Below are 17,781 nucleotides of genomic sequence, written 5' to 3' on the forward strand. Positions count from 1 at the left end.
CTGCTGCCCCTTGTGCGTACCGCTCAAGCCGGCGACGACGCGGCCGTTGACTGCGGCAGGAGGACAATTTGGCCGTCATGTCGGGATCCACTGAAGCCCATTACATCCACCCTGACCAGTTGCGGATCGGGCTCTACATTCATCTCGACCTGTCGTGGATGGATCACCCGTTCTCGTTCTCGTCCTTCAAGATCCGCAACGACGGCCAAATCGCCCAGCTGCGCGCCCTGAAGCTTCCGCGTATCCGTTACTCCCCGGAACGAAGCGACGCCGAGCCGGCACCGCTTCCGGCTGCAACGCCAAGCCCAGAGGTGAGCACGGAAACGCCGGAGCTGGCAGTCGAAGCGGTAGCGCCCGCCAGCACCGCAGAGGAAGACCCCGCAATTCAAGCCAAGCGCGATCGCGCTGCGCGCCTCAAGGCGAGGCGGGATCTGTTCGCGCGCTGCGAGCGCGATTTCATGCGCGCTACGCACACGGTCAAACTCGTCGCGCAGAACGTCATCAACAAGCCAGAGTGGGCGAAGGAAGAGACCACGGTGCTTGTCGGCTCGCTGGTCGACAAACTGCTGGTCGATGGCGACATGGCCGTCAACCTGATGGCGGATCGAATTGGCGGCGAGGACGTCTACGTCCATTCGCTGAATGTGGCCGTGCTCTCGCTGATGCTCGCGCGTGAGCAAGGCATGGGGCGCGAAGAACTGGTTTCTCTAGGCCTTGGCGCGTTCTTTCACGACATCGGCAAGCTCGATGTGCCGCCCAAGGTGCTCCTCAAGCAGGAGCCGCTGACCCACGCGGAAAACCTGTTGCTGCGCGAACACGTAGTGTTCGGCAGCAAGATTGGCGCCCGGATCGGTTTGACGCCGGAGGTGCTCTCCGTCGTCGCGCAGCATCACGAACATGTCGATGGCAGCGGTTATCCGCGCGGCGTGACCGGCGAACGCATCACGTTGCTGGCGAAGGTCGTCGCGATCGCCAACACCTATGACAACCTCTGCAACCCGGCGAATCCGCAGCGGGCGATGACGCCTCACGAGGCGCTGGCGTTGATGTACGCGCAGTACCGGAATCGTTTTGAAGCCGCGCCGCTCAACACCTTCATCCGCTGTCTCGGCGTCTATCCGCCAGGCACGATCGTGGTGCTGAATAACGACGCCTTCGGCCTGGTCGTCTCGGTCAATTCCAGCCGACCGTTGAAACCCGATGTACTCGTCTACGACGCTGCAATTCCGAAGGATGACGCGATCATCCTGAGTCTGGAGCAGGAACCCGAAATCCAGATCGCACGCACGCTGCGCCCCGGGCAATTGCCGAAGACAATTTTCGACTATCTATCCCCACGCAAGCGGGTCGCATACTTCTTCGACACGCCCAAAGTGGCCGGCAGGGAAGAGTCCGTCAGCAACGCCTGAGCGGCTTCCGGGAACGTTTTGTCGCGAACCGCACTGGCGGCGCTTGTGAGGTATCAACCCGGTCGGGCCTCGATGCCTTAAAATCCGTCGCCTATGACGCGACAACTCCAGCTCCCCTCACCCTCGCCTGTTCAACGCATCGTCGGTTTAGTCAAAGGCTGCATCACCAGCCTCATCGTTGCGTTGAATACCCTGATCGTATTCTCGGCAATGATTCCGTTCGCGCTGCTGAAGGCCGCGATCCGTACGGCCGGCGTACGTCGGTTTTCCGACCGTATTCTGAATGCGCTCGCGGCAACATGGGTGCGCATCAATGGTTGGTGGATCGGTGCCGCACAGCCGATACGCTGGGATGTCGAGGGCGTCGACACCCTGAATCCGCGCGGTTGGTATCTCGTCAGCAGCAATCATCAAAGCTGGGTCGACATCCTCGTCCTCCAGAAGATCTTCCAGGGCCGCATCCCTTTCCTGAAGTTCTTCTTGAAGCGCGAGCTGATCTATGTGCCGGTGATCGGGCTTGCATGGTGGGCACTCGACTTCCCGTTCATGCAGCGCAAAGGCGGCATGAGCCGTGGCAAGACGGACCTCGCGACAACGCGCAAGGCCTGCGAGCGCTTCCGCCTGATTCCGACCTCGGTGATGAACTTCCTTGAGGGCACGCGATTTACGCGCGAAAAGCACCGCACCCAACGCTCCACGTTCAAGCACCTGCTCAAGCCCCGTGTGGGCGGTATTGCGACCGCACTGGGAACGATGGGCGACATCTTCGACGCCCTGCTCGACGTAACCATCGTGTACCCGCAGGGCGTGCCGACCTTTTGGGACATCTTGTCGGGGCGTGTGCGTGAAGTGATCGTGCGGGTGCGGCCGATAGAGATCCCGCGCGACCTACTCGATGGTGACTACGAACGCGACGCCGCCTACCGCGCTCGTATCCAGGCCTGGATCGTTGAAATGTGGACGCACAAGGATCAGCAGATTGACGAACTGTTGACCAAGTTTGCACCGGCCGCCCAAGCGCGAGCCTGAGCTTTTGACCTGAACCGCCTGCGAATCGCGTGGGCGGGCCCTCCGGCGCGGGAGGTACGGCGCCGGATCGCGTAAAATCTCGCCTCCGCAGTTTTTAGCAGGAGAGCGAGATGATCGCCCAAACCGAAAACCTCAATGTGCTCGGCCTCGATCCGATGCCGTCGCCGGCTGAAATCAAGGCGTGCGTCCCGCTTACCGAAGCTGCCGCTGCAACCGTTGTGCAAGGCCGTACCGTGCTCGGCCGTATCCTCGACCGCCAGGATCCGCGCCTGATCGTCGTCGTTGGCCCGTGCTCGATCCATGATCCGGTTGCCGGCCTTGACTACGCCAAGCGCCTGAAAGCGCTCGCCGACGAGGTGTCGGACACGCTCTACATCGTGATGCGGGTGTACTTCGAAAAGCCGCGCACCACCACGGGCTGGAAGGGGTTCATCAACGACCCGCATCTGGACGACTCCTTCCGGATCGTCGAGGGCATGGAGCGAGGCCGTCGCTTCCTGCGCGATGTGGCCGAGATCGGCCTGCCGGCAGCGACTGAAGCGCTCGACCCGATCGCGCCGCAGTACTACGGCGACCTGGTGAGCTGGACGGCCATCGGCGCGCGCACCTCCGAATCCCAGACGCACCGCGAGATGGCCTCCGGCCTATCGACACCCGTCGGGTTCAAGAATGGTACCGACGGCTCGCTGGATGCTGCAATCAACGGCATCCTCTCCGCCGCCGCTGCACACAGTTTCCTTGGCATGAACGATCGTGGCGAAGCCTCGATCATCCGTACCGGTGGCAACAAATACGGCCATGTGGTGTTGCGTGGCGGCGGTGGTCGGCCGAACTACGACAGCGTCTCGGTGAAGCTTGCCGAGCAAGCACTTGCCAAGAGCGGCCTGCGTCAGAACCTGATGGTGGACTGCTCGCACGCGAATTCCTGGAAGAAGCCCGAATACCAGCCGCTCGTGTTGCGCGACGTGGTGCATCAGATCCGCGAAGGCAACAGTTCGATCATCGGCGTGATGATCGAGAGCTTCATCGAAGCGGGCAACCAGCCGATCCCGAAGGATTTGTCCGAGCTCCGCTACGGTTGCTCGGTCACCGATGCCTGTGTCAGTTGGGAGACCACCGAAGAGATGCTGCGCCACGCCCATGAAGTGCTGGCACCAGTCATCGCCGCACGAGGTCGCGGGTGAGCAATATCCTGATCGTGCAGGGGGCGGATGTCGCAACCCCTGCCCTGAAGTCGATTGCCCGCCTCACCGGCGCATCGGCGATCGAGCAGATTCAGCCGAACGCATTTCGCCTCGTTGGCGCCACAGCTCATGCCGAACTGGCCGCACAGTGCGCTGCTGCCGAGCTGGATTTCGGTTGGATCCCCGCGGACCGGAAACTCAGTCAGTTCGGCCTCTTCGTCACCGACATGGATTCGACGTTGATCACGATCGAGTGCATCGACGAAATCGCGGACATGATCGGGGTGAAGCCCCAGGTGTCTGAAATCACTGAAGCCGCGATGCGCGGCGAACTGGATTTCTCCGAGTCGCTCACCCGCCGCGTCGCCTTGCTCGCCGGGCTCGAAGTCAGTGCGCTCGATCGGGTGTATGCCGAACGTCTGGCGCTGAACCCTGGCGCCGAACAGCTGATGCGACGGCTCAAGGCCGCGGGACTGCGCACGGTGCTGGTATCGGGCGGCTTCACGTTCTTTACCGATCGGCTGAAAGAGCGCCTGGGTTTCGACCACACCTTCGCGAATCAGCTCGAAGAGTGCGACGGCAAGCTCACTGGACGCGTCAGCGGCACGATTGTCGACGCGAGCACCAAGCGTAACGCGCTCGAGACCCTGCGCGACCAATATGGCATCGCGCCAACGGCAACCATTGCGGCAGGCGACGGCGCAAACGATCTGGAAATGTTCAGCGCCGCCGGGTTGTCCTTCGCTTTCCGGGCCAAGCCGGTGGTGCGCGCCAGTGCCAGCTATGCGCTGGACTTCAGCGGTCTCGACGGCATCCTGCCCTTGCTGGGCGCCTGAAACCAAAGAAAAGGCCCGGAGGATTCCGGGCCTTTTTTGTCACTTACGCGATTGGCTCAACTCGGCTTCCGGAAGGTGATACGGCCGCCCTCCGCGTCGACGACCACGGTGTCTTTCGCACCGAAACGGCCCTCGAGGATGAGCTTGGCGAGCGGATTCTCGATGTGCTCCTGAATCGCCCGCTTGAGCGGCCGCGCGCCGAACACCGGGTCGAACCCCGCCTTGGCCACTTCGTCCAAGGCTGCGTCGGAAGCGGTGAGGCCAATTTCCAGTCGCGCAAGGCGCTTCTCCAGATACGCCAGTTGGATCTTGGCGATCGAACGGATGTGCGCATCGGCCAGTGCGTGGAAGACCACCACTTCATCAATCCGGTTGATGAACTCCGGCCGGAAGTAGGTTTTCACCTCCTGCATCACCGCGTCCTTCACCGCCTCGTAGGTCTGCCCCGCCATCGCCTGGATCATCTGGCTGCCGAGGTTTGAGGTCATCACGATCACGGTGTTCTTGAAGTCGACCGTGCGACCTTGCCCGTCGGTCATACGGCCGTCGTCCAGCACCTGCAGCAGCACGTTGAAGACGTCCGGATGAGCCTTCTCCACCTCGTCGAACAGAATGACGGAGTACGGCTTGCGGCGCACCTGTTCGGTCAGGTAGCCACCCTCCTCGTAGCCGACATATCCGGGCGGTGCCCCGATCAGGCGGGCGACGGAGTGCTTCTCCATGAACTCACTCATGTCGATGCGGATCAAGTGCTCTTCGCTGTCGAACAGGAAACCTGCCAGCGTCTTGCACAGCTCGGTCTTGCCGACGCCGGTCGGGCCGAGGAAGAGGAAGGAACCGTAGGGACGATTTTCTTCCGACAAACCCGCACGAGAGCGACGAATCGCATCCGATACCCGCTGCACGGCTTCATCCTGGCCGATCACACGCTCGTGCAGCTTCTCTTCCATCTTGAGCAGCTTCTCGCGTTCGCCCTGCATCATTTTGCTGACCGGAATGCCGGTTGCGCGTGACACCACTTCGGCAATTTCCTCTGCGCCAACCTGGGTGCGCAGCAGTTTGTTGGGCTTGGCATCGCCCTCCTTGCCTTCTGCAGCCTTGAGCTGCGCCTCGAGTTTCGGCAGTTCGCCGTACTGAAGCTCGCTCATCTTCTGCCAATCGCCCTTGCGCTTCGCGTCGTCCATTTGCACGCGCAGCTTGTCGATGGCTTCCTTGATGTGCTGGCTGCCAGCCACCTGCGCTTTTTCGGCCCTCCAGATCTCGTCGAGATCCGCGTACTCCTTCTCCAGACGGGTGATCTCCTCTTCGATCAGGCCCAGCCGGCGTTGCGAGGCTTCGTCCTTCTCCTTCTTCATCGCCTCGCGTTCGATCTTCAGCTGGATCAGGCGGCGGTCGAGTTTGTCCATCGCCTCCGGCTTGGAATCGATCTCCATCTTGATCCGTGCGGCGGCTTCGTCGATCAGGTCGATCGCTTTGTCTGGCAGGAAGCGGTCCGTGATGTAGCGGTGGCTCAGCTCCGCGGCCGCAACAATCGCAGGGTCGGTGATATCGACACCGTGGTGCAGTTCGTACTTCTCCTGCAGACCACGCAGGATCGCAATGGTGGACTCCACCGTCGGCTCGTCGACCAACACCTTCTGGAAGCGCCGCTCCAGCGCGGCATCCTTCTCGATGTACTTGCGGTACTCATCCAGCGTGGTGGCGCCAATGCAGTGCAGTTCGCCACGCGCCAAGGCGGGCTTCAGCATATTGCCGGCGTCGATGGCACCCTCAGCCTTCCCGGCGCCAACCATCGTATGGATCTCGTCGATGAAGACGATGATGCGGCCCTCTTCCTTCGCGATATCGTTGAGCACCGCCTTGAGGCGCTCTTCAAACTCACCGCGGTACTTGGCGCCCGCCAGCAGCGCAGCCATGTCAAGCGACAGCACCCGCTTGCCCTTGAGGGTTTCGGGCACTTCGTCATTCACGATGCGTTGCGCAAGGCCTTCCACGATTGCCGTCTTGCCCACGCCGGGCTCGCCGATCAGCACCGGGTTGTTCTTCGTGCGCCGCTGCAGGATCTGGATCGCGCGGCGGATCTCGTCGTCGCGGCCGATCACCGGGTCGAGCTTGCCACTGCGCGCCCGCTCGGTCAGATCGAGGCAGTACTTCTTAAGCGATTCGCGCTGCGCCTCGGCATCCGCACTGCCCACACTGGCGCCGCCGCGCACCGCCTCAATCGCGGTCTCAAGCGCCTTGCGCTGTAGACCGTGCTCCTTGGCCAGGCGCCCCGCCTCACCCTTATCCTCGGTGAGCGCAAGCAGGAACATCTCGCTGGCGATGAACTGATCGCCGCGCTTCTGCGCCTCCTTGTCGGTGAGATTCAGTAGGTTGCCCAGATCGCGGCCGATCTGCACTTCGCCGCCGGCCCCTTGCTGTTTGGCGATACGGTCAAGCGATTGCTCCAGCGCACGCTTGAGCGGCGGCACGTTGGTGCCGGCACGCTGCAGCAGCGAAACCGTGCTGCCGTCGTCCTGATTGAGCAAGGCCAGCAACAGGTGTTGCGGCTCGATGGTCGGATTGTCGTTACCCACTGCGATGCTCTGTGCATCGGCAAGGGCGGACTGGAATTTGGTCGTCAGCTTGTCGAAACGCATGGTGGCATTCCTCCCTGTTTCATTGAAGCGAACAATGGGGGGGCTTGCCGACATTTCAACCACCGCAATTCATCGCTTGACGACTATCAACCGGCCGCCGCCAGATTTTGCAGTGCAGCAATCAAACTGCTATGGTTAAAGAGTGACGCCAACCAAACGGGGAGACACCATGAGCAACAAGACAGACGCAGGTATGCAGGCAGTCCATCAACGCAACCTCGAACTCGCGGCCAAGATGGCGCAGATGTCGTTCGAGAATGCCCGCAAGATCATTGAGTTGCAGGTCAACCTCGCACGTGAGCTGTTCGAAGACGGACTTGCCAACGCAAAGGATGCCACCAGCGTCACCGACCCCGCCGAAGCACTTCAGGTGCGTTCGCGCCTGGCACAGAAAACGGCGGAACGGATGCTTGGCGTAACGCGCGAGATCGCTGGCATGACGGCCAACGCACAAGCCGAATTCGGCAAGATTGTCGGACAGCAACTGACCGGCGGCACCGATCTCGGCGAAGCAATGCAGCAAGCCTTCAAGGGATCCGGCTTCAACCCGGCCGATGCGATGGCGGTTGCGCAAAACGCCTTCGACGCCGCGCGGGGCATGTACGAACAAATCGCCAAAGTGTCGATGGACGCCCTCTCGGCAACGACCCAGGCCGCCACCCGCAAGGCCAAGTGACCGAAGACCGGCCTGGATCAGGCCGGCTCGCCGGGTCTGTCTAGGCTCGGTTCGCTCTGATAAACGCGCCGCTTGCCGGCGCGTTTTGCTCTCAGCAGGGCCGCATCAGCAAGCGCCAGAACAGTTTCGGCGTCGGCTGAATGGGCCGGATAAGCAGCAATACCCGCCGAGTAGCTCAGCCCCAGGATCTGTTCGCCGCCAGCCGCTTCGAAAGACAGCTCCGAAAACGCTTCGAGAATGTCCCGGATCCGCACCGCGGCCGCCTCCGCATCGAGCCCGGTCAGCAACACACAGAACTCCTCGCCGCCAAAGCGGCAGCAGTAGTCCGTGCCTCGCGTGTTTTCGCGCAGCAGCATGGCCAGGCGGCGCAGCACTTCGTCCCCAACGGCGTGCCCATGCAAGTCATTCACACGCTTGAAGGTATCGAGGTCGATCAGGGCGACCGCGACTGGGTGGCCCTCGCGCGATGCACGTTCAATCTCACGTGGCAAAACCTCGGCGAGAAAGCGTCGGTTGTACAAGCCGGTCAGCGGATCGGTAATCACCTGTTCCTGCAGCGCAGCCTGGAGCGCCTGGATCTCATCGAGCCGCTGCGAAAGGCTGTGGTTGAGCGCCTGAACGGTGGCATGGGCACTTTCGGCCGCTTCACGCTTGCGGCGCTCGAAATCACGTTCAACCTGGTTGCGGTAAAGCTCATAGCGCGCCTGCAAGGACAAGCGTTCAGCGTTCGCGGCGACTTTCTGCAACGCGACGTATCGATCGCGATGACGCCGCTCGTACTCATAGGCTGCATCCCACTCCTCGCGATCCGCAAACAGCGAGGCGGCCTCAGAGAAAAGATGCAGCGCATGCGTGTGAGTCAGGAACGCGGGCGGATCGGCCTCCGCCCGGCGCAGTTCGGCGAGCGCCTCATCCAGCCGCCCCTCCGCGCGCAACAGCGCGAGGTTGGAGAGGCGTGTCTGTGGCAGAAGCTGCCCAGGCGCCGCGGTATCGATCGTCGCAATCACCGCATCGAGCCAACTACGGGATTCGTCGAGGCGGCCCAGCGCACGCAACGCGTCCGCCATCATCAGCTGGTAATGCAAGCGGTCGTTGCCGGCGTCGCTCAGGTCGATCAGCGGTGTCAGCGTATCGAGCGCACGCTGCGGGGCACCGAGCTCAATCGCTGCGGAGGCGACGTTGCTCGCGACCAGGTAGTAGCGCTCCTGCATCGCGAGTTGCTGCGCCGCAGCCCACGCCTCGGACAGCAGTGCGTCGGCGCTTCGCAAGTTGCCAAAACGCAAATGCGTGACGCCCAGATTCATCAATGCGAACACAAGTTCCGGCGCGGGCTCGGCCCTTCGTAGCGTTTCAATGCTGCCGTAGCGCAGGCGGAATCCATCCTCCTCCTGCCCTTTTCGGACGAGCAAGCCACCGAGCGTGGACTGCGCCCATGCCTGATCCTGCAATGCGGCCGTCTGGCCACAACCATCAATCCATGCGCGCATGGCCGGTTCGGCCGCGGCATCGTCTGCCATCAGCAGGTCACGCGCCACATGCAGCCGCGCCAGCGTCAACCACGCGGAATCACCGGCCGCTTCAAAGACGCCTGCGAGGCTCTGCGCATAGGCGGTCTGCTGCCGCACGGCCTGCCGATCAAACTGTTCCAGCGCAAGCAGCACGAGGTCGATTCGCGCGGTGTCTACCGCCGCCCCCCGCCGCACAGTGCGCTCGCGAATCGGCAAGGCCAGCCGCCTGACTGTCTGCGGCCATCCGAGTCGCGCACGCCAGAGGTGTTCGGCAATCGTGCGCCAGTCGCCTTCGATCGAGGCGAGCTGTTCAAGACCTCGCGGCAAAGGCGGTTGCACACGGTCCATCAGTCGCATCGCAGCCTTTCTGCAGCGATCGCAATGCGGTTGCGGCCACTTTGCTTGGCGCTGTACAAGGCCTCGTCTGCAGCCGCAATCCAGCATTCCACCGCGCGGGGGTGCTGATGAATCCAGTCGCTCAGCGCCGCGACGCCGCCCGAGAAACTGACGCGCAGCTCGCTGCCCAATTGCGGCAAGGGTGATCGCGCGCTGAATGCGAGCCGAAGTCCATCGACCAGACGCGCCGCGGCAAGCGCATCGCAGTCCGGCAGCACCACGCAGAACTCCTCGCCGCCAAACCGCGCGACAACGAGTCCATCAACCGCCAGGGTGCTCAGGGCCGCAGCCAGGGCGCACAGCACCATGTCGCCATGGCCGTGGCCAAGTTGATCGTTGATCTGCTTGAAGTGATCCGCATCGACCAGGCACAGGCTCAGTGGCCGGCCCTCCCGAACACACCGGGCAATCTCCGTCGGCAGAAGCTCTTGCAGAAAGCGACGGTTGTAGACGCCCGTCAGCGGATCGCGGATCGCCTGCTCGCGCAGTTCGCCTTGCAGGCGTTCAATCTCTTGCACGCGCGCCGCCAATGCCGCGTTCAGCGCTTCAATTTCGAGCCGCGCTCGCTCGGCTTCTTCGCGGCGGCGTACCTCGAAGTCGCGGTCAACGATCGTCTTACGCACTTCGTAGCGCGTATGCAGCGAGATGAAATCGGCGCGCTGGAACTCGCGATCCATCTCGATCGAGTACATGTGATGCTGGCGGGCGTAGCGGAATGCGGAACGATCGTCGCCACAGCAATGCATGATCTCGGAGGCTTCAAGCAGCAGCTGGAGTTCGTAGATCGGATCGTCGATATGCATCGGATCCGCTTCGGCTTGCAGCAGTGCATTGCGCGCTTCATCGAGTCGCTCCTCGCGGCGCAGCAAGCGCATGTCGGCAATGCGCAGGTACAGCACGTTCTGCAGATCCAGCGCACTCGCGCCCAATTCGGCCACTTCGGTGAGGCAAGCACGCGCGCCATCAAGCTGGCCGATGGCTGACTTTGCCTCAGCCCGCACGATCTGGAAGAAGGCGTATTCGCGCAGGTCGTAGTCGCGCTCGACACGCGGCGCGAGCGCCTCCATGAAGCGCGATGCTTCGTCCGCGCGCCCGAGCTGGATCAGGTTGTAGGCCAGGTTGCCAGCGCAGATGTTGGTCATACCGAGCAGCGACTGCTCCTCGACCAGACTCAGGGCGTCGCGCAGATGCGGCTCCGCCGCGGCGAAATTGCCGAAGCGCACGTACATCACACCGACGTTGAGCATCACCATGGCCAGCACGGCCGTAGGCGGAACGCCATTCAACAGCTCAAGCGCCTCGTACCACGCGGTCACGGCTTCGACATGACGCCCTTCGTCGACCTCGATGGCGCCGCAGGAATTGAGTAGCCGCCCGAGGTCGGCCGCGTCCAGCAGCTCGCGCGCAGCGGGTAGCGATTCGCGGATCAGTGCCAGCGCGTCGGCGCGGCGTTCGAGGTCGGCCAGCGCGTTGGCTTCGGTCACCACGCAGCGCAGCGCGTTACGCAGGTCTCCTTGAGCCGCCAATTGTCCCCGGATGCGTTGCGCCTCGACGACGACCGCCTGCGGGTCATGCGCCATGCGGGCACGAATGGTCAGCAGCAGAAGTTCTGCGAGTAGCAGGCTGTGCGGATCGCCCGCCATGCGGCCGGCGCGCTCAAGCCCAAGGGCAAGGTCGTGGGCCTCTTGGGGTTCGCGCAGCAGCAAACCCCATACGCGCTCGAACTGTGTCTGGAGATCGGCCCAGCGGTGTGTCGAGTTTGAAGAGGCCGCTGGGGTCACGTGATGGTTACGGACTGATCGAAGAGCCCCAGTTTACGGCAAACCCGTGCAAGCCTGAAGAGCTCCTGATCACTCGTTGAAGCTTGATTAGGGCTTTTCCCAGCGCGCGGCCGACTCATCGTCGGCTTCACGTGCGTCCACCCACCGTGCGCCGTCGGGCGTCTCTTCCTTCTTCCAGAAGGGCGCGCGTGTCTTCAGGTAATCCATGATGAACGCACATGCGGCGAAGGCCACATGGCGATGCGAGGCGGTGACGCCGACGAACACGATCCGCTCGCCCGGCAAGAGCCGGCCGATCCGGTGGATGATCCGGACTTCACCGAGCTTCCAGCGGCTGCGCGCCTCGGTTTCAATCGCCGTCAGTGCACGCTCGGTCATGCCCGGATAGTGCTCAAGCGTCATCGCAAGCACGCCGTCGGAGGCACCACGCACCAGGCCAACAAAACTGGCCAGTGCGCCGCAATCGGACCGGCCCGATGTGAGCGCCGAGGATTCGATGCCGACGTCAAAATCCTGTGTTTGAACCGAAACGCTCATGTCGCGAACTCAGCCACCGGTTACCGGCGGGAAGAAAGCCACTTCGTCCCCGTCCCGCAACGGATGGGCAGCATCCACCATGTCCTGGTTGACCGCCGCCCGCACTGCCCGGCCCGGTGCCAGGGCAAGCCAGTCACCGCCCCGCGCGGCAAGCGACTCACGCAAGGCCCCGACGCTTGCGACTGATGGCGAAAGCTCGCAGCTCAGTGACGTCATGCCAACGGCCTCACGCAACGACGCAAAGAAGAGAACCTGGACTGCCATGATCTAGTTAGCCTCCCGCAGGCTGATATAGGGCAAAAGCTCCCCGGCGGCAAAGGTGCGATCCGGCGCGACGTCCAGCAGACCATCGGCCCAAGCGCAGGAACTCAGAACGCCGGAGCCCTGGCGCGGATGCAGCACGGCTCGCCCGTCGGCATCCAATTGCACGCGCACGAATTCGCGCCGGCTCTCTGCACGTGGCCAATCGAATGTAGTCGGCACCTCACGGCGCACTGGACCGACATCACGCAGACCCATACGACGGCACAAGAATGGCTGAACCAACATCACGAAAGTCACAAAGGCGGACACCGGATTGCCGGGCAGCCCAATGAAGTCGGCCTCGCCAACGCGACCAAATGCGAGCGGCTTGCCCGGCTTGATCGCGATTTTCCAAAGGGACAGCGCGCCTTCTGCCTCGACTGCCGCCTTCACATGATCCTCTTCGCCAACCGACACGCCGCCGCAGGTCAGCACCACATCGTGCGCGGCCGCGGCGCGGCGCAGCGCGTCCCGGGTTGCGGTCAGGTCGTCGCGCACGATGCCCAGGTCGGTGACTTCGCAGCCGAGCATGGCGAGCAGACTGCGCACCATGTAGCGGTTGGAGTTGAAGATTGCGCCGGGCCCAAGTGCTTCGCCGGGCTCGCGCAGTTCATCGCCAGTGAAGAACACCGCAACGCGAAGGTGGCGCAGCACGTTCAGCTGAGGCACGCCGATCGACGCCGCAAGTCCAATCCGCGCGGCATTGAGTCGCACCCCCGCACTCAGTGCGGACGCACCGACCTCAATATCCTCGCCGCGCCGTCGTATGTTCTGCCCCAGGCGTGGCAGTTCATCGATCGCCACGCCGTCGGTATCGGCGTGGCAACGCTCCTGCATCACGACGGCATCCGCCCCGGAGGGAATGGGCGCCCCCGTGAAGATCCGCGCCGCGCTGCCGGCGGCCAGAGGCGCCGGGCTCGCGCCGGCCGGGACACGCTGGCTCACCGGCAGGCGAACGCCCGGCTGCTTGACATCGACACAGCGCACGGCGTAGCCATCCATGGCGGAGTTGTCGTGCGGTGGCACCGCAATGCTCGACACCAGATCGCTGGCAAGCACGCGGCCGGTTGCATCCAGCAGGCAGACCGACTCGTGCTCGGGCACCGGGCGCGCCGATGCCAACAACTGGCCCAGCGCTTCTTCGAAGGTCAACAAAGGCGCCTTCATGCGAGATCGACCGATTTGAGAATGAACATGGCGATTTGACCCGGATCGTTGAGATCAAGTTGCGGCAACTGCACGTCGAGCGGGGTATCCGACGCAATCGCCACGATGTTCGGGAATTTGTCGTGCAGCAACGGGTGACCCGCAGCCGGGCGATGGATCTCGATCTTCGGAATCGGCGTGGTACGGAAGCCTTCCACAAGAACGAGATCGACGGCAGCAAGCCGAGCCAACTGACCTTCCAGCGTGGGTTCCGGTTCGTCGCGCAGTTCGTGCATCAGCGCCCAGCGCTGCCCACCAGCAAGCAGCACCTCGGTGGCGCCTGCTTCGCGAAAGCGGAACGAGTCCTTGCCCGGCTTATCGATATCAAAACCGTGGTGGGTGTGCTTGATCAGGGAAACCCGCAGGCCGCGCGCGCGCATCAAGGGGATCAGGCGCTCGATCAGTGTTGTCTTGCCGGAGCCAGAGTAGCCGGCGAATCCGAATACCTTCATGGGAACAATCGAGCACGAAAAGCAGCAAGGATCGCAGAAGCGCCTTCAGCTGCCAACGGTGCGCATCAAGGCAAAAGCCAAAGCAGCTTGGCGCACCCGGCCTTTTCAAGATACCGTACCGTATGGACAAAGGGACGATGGAGAGGCAGGCGTGTCACACAACCCACTGATTGCAACCGAGACACTGGAGCGCGTGCGGATCATCCGGTTCAACCGGCCGGAGAAGAAGAATGCGCTGACCGCAGAGATGTATGAGGCCCTGATCACCGCGTTCCAGGACGCCGAGGCGGACACCAATATTCGCGCGATGCTGATCACCGGTAGCGAGCATGCCTTCAGCGCCGGCAACGACATCGTCGACTTTCTCGCCAATCCGCCATCGGACGACCAGGCGCCCGTGATGCGCTTGCTCAGCCTGCTTACCGAGTTGCGCAAGCCCTTGGTCGCCGCCGTATGCGGGCCGGCAGTTGGTATCGGCACAACCTTGCTGCTGCACTGCGACCTGGTCGCTTGTGGCGAGCAGACGAGCTTCGCGATGCCCTTCGTCAACCTCGGCCTGTGCGCCGAGGGCGGCTCCAGCCTGTTGCTTGCCCAGCGCGTAGGGCAAGCCCGCGCGAATGAATGGCTGCTGCTGGGCGAACCGGTCAGCGCGGAGCGCGCCGCGGCAGCGGGCCTCGTCAATCTCGTACTGCCAAATGCAGATGTGTTCGCGCACGCGCTCGACTGGGCGAAACGTCTCGCGAGCAAACCGCCACGGGCCCTGCAAGGCACACGGGCCCTGATTCGCAGCGCGGCGGCCGATGCAGCGCTGCGAGCAATCGCAGCCGAGGGCGCGATGTTCCGGGAACTCCTGCAGTCGGACGAGGCCAAGGAAGCCTTTGCGGCATTCGTCGAAAAACGCAAGCCGGATTTCAGCCGCTTTTGATTGCTTGAGGGCTTGACTCCGGGTGGTCAGCCCCGATACTCGGTGGTGACACCACTCGGGAGCCCACAACGTGCCCACCCCCCACGCCCAGCGCTCCAACAGCGCGTCGATCGCGTCCTGGCTCAATCAGCGCTGTGCGTGCGTGACCCTGAATCGCAGCCAGCTGCAGCGTGAGCTTTGTGGCGACCCGCAGGATGGCGCGTTGCTAGCGATGGTCGAGGACGCGCGCCCCAACCTTTTCTCTGACACCACCGTCTTTGTCGGCGAGCGTGATCTCGCAACGATGCGAGCCTTTGTGGCCGCGCACGAACGCATCGTTGCCCTGCCCGGATGGCAGTCCCGCGTGCTGGCCGACGCGCCTGCCAGCGCGGTCACCGAAAGCGCTGCGCGCAGCGTCTTCATGGGTTACGACTTCCATCTCGGTGACGAGGGCCCCCGCCTGATTGAAATCAACACCAACGCGGGCGGCGGGCTGCTCAACGCAGCACTCGCACGGGCCCAGTTCGCCTGCTGCAACGCGGTGCGGGGGGACGGCGGAAAGCTTGAATCCGGTGCCGACGTCGCGACCGAGTTCCTGCACATGTTCCGCAAGGAATGGCAGCTGGCGCGCGGAGATGAGCCGCTGGCCCACATCGCGATCGTGGACGCGGCGCCGGCGTCGCAATACCTTCTGCCGGAATTCCTGCTCTTCCAGCGCCTCTTCGAGCGCGCGGGGATTCGCACCAGCATCTGCGACCCGGCCGAACTGCGGGTTCGCGACGGTCGGCTATACCTGGGCGACGACGGCATCGATCTGGTCTACAACCGCAGCACCGACTTCGCTTTCGACCAACCCGAGAGCGCCGCGTTGCGCCAGGCGTGGCTGGGCGACCTCGCGGTCATCACACCCCACCCACGCGCCCATGCGCTGTACGCAGACAAGCGGCATTTGGCATTGCTCTCCGACACTGACTTCCTTGCGTCGATAGGCGTTGCCGCAAGCGACATCGCCTTGTGTGAGCAAGTGGTACCACCCACGCGCAGGGTTGAACGCGCCGAAGCCGATACCCTGTGGCAAACGCGACGCGAGTGGTTCTTCAAACCCGCAAGCGGCTTCGGAAGCAAGGCCGCCTATCGCGGCGACAAACTGACACGACGGGTGTTCGACGAGATCCTGGCGGGCGACTACGTAGCGCAACGCATCGTCTCACCCTCGTCGCGCGTCAAGCGGGTTGACGGCAGTTCAATCGAGCTCAAGAGCGATTTGCGCGCTTACGCCTACTGCGGGCAGGTTCAACTCTTCGCCGCCCGTCTCTATCGTGGGCAAACGACGAACTTCCGCACGCCAGGCGGTGGCTTCGCCGCAGTGGCGTCGGTTCCCGAAGCCCAGCGCCACGCCCAGTGCGACGCACTTGAAGCAGCGCCGGCTAAGAATCGGTGACAGCGGGTGCTAGTCGACCGCGCCCGCGCGGCGCAGACAGGACGCGACCTCGGCGCGATCGTTGGCCAATGCCCAGCCTAGTGCGGTGAGACCGCGGTCGCTACGCAGGCGTATATCGGCACCCGCGTCGAGCAGCTGCTCGACGATCGCGAGATAACCACCACGCGCCGCCAGCATCAGCGCCGTCGCGCCGTTGTCGGCGCGCGCATCGACTTGCGCTCCGGCCCCGAGCAACCGCTTGACGATGGCCTCATGCCCCATGTACGCCGCGTAGTGGAGCGGCGACCAGGCATTCGGCACTTCCAGCGGCGCTTTGGCGGTGATGAAGGCCTCCACAGTGTCGAGATGGCCGTTCATCGCCGCGAGTGAAATTGCGCTCTCACCGGCACCGCTGCGCACGGCCGGGTTTGCGCCACGCGCGAGCAGCAGCGCCACCACCTCGGTCTGGCCCGTCCTTGCAGCCTGAATCAGGAGCGTGCTGCCGCGGAAATCGAGGGCATCAACGGCGCCGCCTTCGTCGAGATAGTCCCGTACCACCGACACACGCCCCATTTCGGCACCGGTACGTGCGGCATCAAGACTGGTCGCCAGCGCCGGACCGGCCACCGTGAGCGCCAACAGCAGCGCCGAGACGAACCTCATCAGCGGCCAGCCGCCGCGAACAGGCGGAAGAAGTTGTCGGTCGTTGCCGCCGCGACCTCATCGACGGCGATACCCCGCAGCCGCGCGATCTCGTGTGCGACATGCGGCACGTAGGCCGGCTGGTTGAGTTTGCCTCGATACGGAACCGGCGCCAGATACGGCGAATCGGTCTCGATCAACATGCGGTCGAGCGGCATGCGTGTCGCAACATCCTTGATCTGCGCAGCGTTCTTGAAGGTAACGATGCCGGAAAAGGAAATGTAGAAGCCCAGCTCCATCGCGCCGGCGGCGACATCCCAAGACTCCGTAAAGCAGTGCATCACGCCGCCACATGCATCGGCGCCCTCTTCGCGCATCAACCGCAAGGTGTCGTCCGCCGCATCGCGCGTATGCACGATCAGCGGCCTGCCACAGGCGCGGGCTGCGCGGATATGTTGGCGAAAACGCTCGCGCTGCCATTCCGGCTTGTCCTTGTGCCAGTAGTAGTCGAGCCCGGTCTCGCCAATCGCCACTACCTTCGGGTGCGCTGCGAGTGCCTGCAGACGCGCGGCATCCGGATCCTCACCCTCGGTGTGTTCCGGGTGCACGCCCACGGAGCAGAACACGTTGGGGCGCGCCTCCGCAATCGCGAGTACCCCCGGGAGGCGCTCGATGCTGACGCCAGCACAAAGCGCGTGCGTGACGCCCGCCTGATGCATATCGGCGAACAACTTCTCGCCAAGGTCGACCAGATCAGAGAAATCGATGTGACAGTGTGAATCTACAAACATGGCTATCCAGGCGCGCTACGAGAAGCACGCGACGGCCCGCCGACGCGATAAACGATCGGGGTGGCACG

At 63.4% G+C, this 17,781-nt stretch carries 16 protein-coding genes; 7 read left to right on the forward strand and 9 right to left on the reverse strand.

The features are described 5' to 3' along the window. Positions 1-77 precede the first annotated feature (77 nt). From HH302_RS07060 to serB, 4 genes are all read left to right on the forward strand, one after another. A complete protein-coding gene (locus tag HH302_RS07060; protein WP_172200290.1) occupies positions 78-1,409 on the forward strand; it encodes an HD-GYP domain-containing protein in 1,332 nt (443 codons plus the stop codon). A gap of 93 nt (positions 1,410-1,502) precedes the next feature. Then, the gene (locus HH302_RS07065) at positions 1,503-2,438 is read left to right on the forward strand and encodes an acyltransferase (RefSeq protein WP_172200293.1); all 936 of its coding nucleotides are present in this window, start codon (positions 1,503-1,505) and stop codon (positions 2,436-2,438) included. 110 nt (positions 2,439-2,548) lie between these two features. Continuing rightward, a complete protein-coding gene (locus HH302_RS07070) occupies positions 2,549-3,622 on the forward strand; it encodes a 3-deoxy-7-phosphoheptulonate synthase (protein ID WP_172200296.1) in 1,074 nt (357 codons plus the stop codon). Further along, positions 3,619-4,458 (forward strand): phosphoserine phosphatase SerB, encoded by an 840-nt coding sequence (gene serB / locus HH302_RS07075; protein WP_371814598.1) that lies wholly within the window; start codon positions 3,619-3,621, stop codon positions 4,456-4,458. The genes HH302_RS07070 and serB overlap by 4 nt, the downstream gene beginning before the upstream one ends. Before the next feature lie 56 nt (positions 4,459-4,514). On the opposite strand, the gene clpB is transcribed toward serB, so the two are convergent. Further along, positions 4,515-7,097, reverse strand: coding sequence for an ATP-dependent chaperone ClpB (clpB, locus tag HH302_RS07080; RefSeq protein ID WP_172200299.1), 2,583 nt, complete (start codon positions 7,095-7,097; stop codon positions 4,515-4,517). Between the two features lie 169 nt (positions 7,098-7,266). Here clpB and HH302_RS07085 point away from each other — a divergent pair, with 169 nt between their 5' ends. Continuing rightward, positions 7,267-7,773, forward strand: coding sequence for a phasin family protein (locus HH302_RS07085; protein ID WP_172200302.1), 507 nt, complete (start codon positions 7,267-7,269; stop codon positions 7,771-7,773). Between the two features lie 17 nt (positions 7,774-7,790). Here HH302_RS07085 and HH302_RS07090 read toward each other — a convergent pair whose 3' ends face one another. The 6 genes from HH302_RS07090 to mobB form a co-directional block, all read right to left on the reverse strand. After that, entirely contained in the window at positions 7,791-9,638 is a 1,848-nt protein-coding gene (locus HH302_RS07090; protein ID WP_172200305.1) for a diguanylate cyclase, read from the reverse strand. Further along, positions 9,629-11,458 (reverse strand): diguanylate cyclase, encoded by a 1,830-nt coding sequence (locus tag HH302_RS07095; RefSeq protein ID WP_172200325.1) that lies wholly within the window; start codon positions 11,456-11,458, stop codon positions 9,629-9,631. The genes HH302_RS07090 and HH302_RS07095 overlap by 10 nt, the downstream gene beginning before the upstream one ends. A gap of 87 nt (positions 11,459-11,545) precedes the next feature. After that, positions 11,546-11,995: a molybdopterin synthase catalytic subunit MoaE gene (moaE, locus tag HH302_RS07100; protein ID WP_172200328.1), complete on the reverse strand. Its 450-nt coding sequence runs from the start codon at positions 11,993-11,995 to the stop codon at positions 11,546-11,548. Between the two features lie 9 nt (positions 11,996-12,004). After that, on the reverse strand, positions 12,005-12,259 hold the full coding sequence (moaD, locus tag HH302_RS07105; RefSeq protein WP_172200331.1) for a molybdopterin converting factor subunit 1: 255 nt from the start codon (positions 12,257-12,259) through the stop codon (positions 12,005-12,007). Between the two features lie 3 nt (positions 12,260-12,262). Beyond that, on the reverse strand, positions 12,263-13,465 hold the full coding sequence (gene glp / locus HH302_RS07110; protein WP_172200334.1) for a gephyrin-like molybdotransferase Glp: 1,203 nt from the start codon (positions 13,463-13,465) through the stop codon (positions 12,263-12,265). Beyond that, the gene (mobB, locus tag HH302_RS07115; protein WP_172200337.1) at positions 13,462-13,956 is read right to left on the reverse strand and encodes a molybdopterin-guanine dinucleotide biosynthesis protein B; all 495 of its coding nucleotides are present in this window, start codon (positions 13,954-13,956) and stop codon (positions 13,462-13,464) included. The genes glp and mobB overlap by 4 nt, the downstream gene beginning before the upstream one ends. 151 nt (positions 13,957-14,107) lie before the next feature. Here mobB and HH302_RS07120 point away from each other — a divergent pair, with 151 nt between their 5' ends. Together HH302_RS07120 and HH302_RS07125 are read left to right on the forward strand one after the other, a co-directional pair. Beyond that, positions 14,108-14,881: an enoyl-CoA hydratase gene (locus HH302_RS07120; RefSeq protein WP_371814600.1), complete on the forward strand. Its 774-nt coding sequence runs from the start codon at positions 14,108-14,110 to the stop codon at positions 14,879-14,881. Positions 14,882-14,951: 70 nt separating this feature from the next. Continuing rightward, the gene (locus tag HH302_RS07125; RefSeq protein ID WP_172200343.1) at positions 14,952-16,301 is read left to right on the forward strand and encodes a hypothetical protein; all 1,350 of its coding nucleotides are present in this window, start codon (positions 14,952-14,954) and stop codon (positions 16,299-16,301) included. A gap of 9 nt (positions 16,302-16,310) precedes the next feature. On the opposite strand, the gene HH302_RS07130 is transcribed toward HH302_RS07125, so the two are convergent. Further along, positions 16,311-16,943, reverse strand: coding sequence for an ankyrin repeat domain-containing protein (locus tag HH302_RS07130; RefSeq protein WP_172200346.1), 633 nt, complete (start codon positions 16,941-16,943; stop codon positions 16,311-16,313). After that, the gene (locus tag HH302_RS07135) at positions 16,943-17,713 is read right to left on the reverse strand and encodes a TatD family hydrolase (protein WP_172200349.1); all 771 of its coding nucleotides are present in this window, start codon (positions 17,711-17,713) and stop codon (positions 16,943-16,945) included. Before HH302_RS07135 ends, HH302_RS07130 begins: the two co-directional genes overlap by 1 nt. Between the last annotated feature and the right edge of the window lie 68 nt (positions 17,714-17,781).

The sequence above is a fragment of the Niveibacterium sp. COAC-50 genome, from assembly GCF_013184235.1.
Lineage (GTDB): Bacteria > Pseudomonadota > Gammaproteobacteria > Burkholderiales > Rhodocyclaceae > Niveibacterium > Niveibacterium microcysteis.